Below are 2,041 nucleotides of genomic sequence, written 5' to 3'. Positions count from 1 at the left end.
TCCAGATGCGCCAACCACACCAATCGGTCCCCGTTTTACCACATTTGCAAAGGCCAATGGCACCCCATTGATAATCGCTGTACCGCAGTCAGGTCCCATCATGAGAAGCTCTTTTGAAACGGCTTTTTGTTTCATTCTAAGTTCCGCTTCAATGGAGACATTATCTGAAAAGAGCATGACGTTTAAATCATGGTCAAGAGCGTTCATAACTTCCTCTTCTGCATATTGTCCGGCAACTGAAACGATTACCATATTGGCATCTGAAAAATTTGCCACTGCAGAGTTTAAGGTTGCAGGCCTGTAATCGCTACCGGCTTCGGTCTTTTTAGCGGTCAACAAGCGATCAACTGCCTCGACAACCGCCTTCATAACTTCATCTGACGATACCTTTGCAGCAATATAAAAATCATTTGGTGAAAGTGTCTCGAGATCATCGTGTTTAAGACCAAGATTTACGGTAAGCTCTTTGTTGAGATCTGTGCCCATGCCCACTATGGCTTCCTCAACACCTTCTATGTTCTTAATGTCCTTCGAAATGAGCATCAGCGTTACTGAGTCATAGTATGCATTTCTGCGAATCTCGTATTGTATCATTATTTTTCACCCTCCTTTAAATAGCGATTTAAGCGAATGGAATTCATGCAATAAACCCCAAATAAGAAATCACTTCCTGATGAAGCGCCATGCTTAAGCACCTCTTCCATTCGAGTCTTGAACGGTATATTATCCTGAAAAAAGAGTCCTCTTAGTAGGTTGCGATAGCCTTCTGAGACCATGCCCTGAGATGCGAACTTAAGCATTTGCTCACTGACGCTGGTGGTTCTGCCTAAACTGGTTTCATAAACCCGCTTAGAAAACTCAAGTGCTTTTGCATCTTTTTCTTGAGGCGACTTCAATGCCTCATCATAGACAATTGTTACAAGAATGCCTGCTAGTATGTCATCTGATGAAGGTGTGAGTCCAGGACCGAAGCCTACAAAGTTTGGTATCAAGGTCAATGCTTCTTCATACATTTTTTCATTTATTGCTTTTAACAATTGATATAATCTGATTTGAATAAAATCACAATATTCATTAAGTGCTGGAGAGTCCTTGTTTAGAAGCTGGACGTTTTCGTTAAAGGCAATATAATGAATAAGTGGCGAAAGGCCAAGGCTATCTTCAATATTCATTAGAACTTCTTTTATCTCTTCTAACTTTTCCCGCTGACTTTCAATCGAATTAAGATCACCCTTAATGACAATTTCAGGCTCCCATAGTTTCTTTTTTGATGTCGCCAACCACTTGTTATTGTTCTTGAAGAGGATGCCCTCACGAGAAAGTTCCACAGGATCTTCCTGACGAAAGCCTTTTATTTCACGTGGTTGAAACGTGACAAGAGCACTCATGGGTTCAATATCCTTATCCGCCACTAAAAGTGTTATCAAATCGCCTTCAGGCGTAATGATGTTTAAAGCATCCTTAAATACAGAGTGTATTTTGGCTTCCGTTTTCGTTAAGCCCTCAAGATAGCGCATTAGATCCTTCGATAACAAACGTGCTTCCATAATCATCATCCTTTTATTCCGAACTCCGGGTTCAGAACATCTAGTATTTTAAGTGCTATATGAACATTTAGTGTTACATTGGGGTCGTTAAAGTCTATGTTGCCGATTTCTTTGATTCTTTGCATACGGTAAATCACAGTATTGTAATGGGTGTACATCTCCTCAGATACCTTTTTGAGATTACAACCACAGGAAAAATACATTTTAAGGGTCTGCAATAAATCGGCGTCCTTCTCCCTGTCATAGGCCACTATAGGGCCTAAGGTTTCCATGAAAAACTGGTATAACTCTGGCTGAATGACTTCATTTGACAAGATTCTGTATATGCCTAGATCATCAAAATGTAAAATTTTGTGGTCTAATTCACTACCACTACCTTGTCTTGCAATACCGCCTAAATTCAACTTTTGAATTGATCGGTTGGCCTCTCGGTAACTGTTGTATAGCTCTCGATAGTTACCATATGTTCTGCCAATACCGATTGATATTTTATT

At 40.2% G+C, this 2,041-nt stretch carries 3 protein-coding genes; all 3 read right to left on the bottom strand.

The features are described 5' to 3' along the window. Positions 1–594: AllF/FdrA family protein (locus AC220I_RS21745; RefSeq protein ID WP_486725967.1), on the bottom strand; the 594-nt coding region annotated here is incomplete at its 3' end. Beyond that, positions 594–1,547 (bottom strand): oxamate carbamoyltransferase subunit AllH family protein, encoded by a 954-nt coding sequence (locus AC220I_RS21740; protein ID WP_486725966.1) that lies wholly within the window; start codon positions 1,545–1,547, stop codon positions 594–596. The genes AC220I_RS21745 and AC220I_RS21740, both read right to left, overlap by 1 nt. Positions 1,548–1,552: 5 nt before the next feature. Further along, a partial coding sequence (locus AC220I_RS21735; protein WP_486725965.1) for a PucR family transcriptional regulator occupies positions 1,553–2,041 on the bottom strand: 489 nt, incomplete at its 5' end.

The sequence above is a fragment of the Fusibacter sp. genome, from assembly GCF_057447755.1.
Note: the sequence above shows the minus strand (reverse complement) of the source record. Positions and strands in the feature narration are given on the sequence as shown.

What these genes read in the sequence shown, in the direction of transcription:
- AC220I_RS21740 (WP_486725966.1), bottom strand. Translation starts at nt 1,547, where the DNA reads ATGGAAGCACGTTTGTTATCGAAGGATCTAATGCGCTATCTTGAGGGC.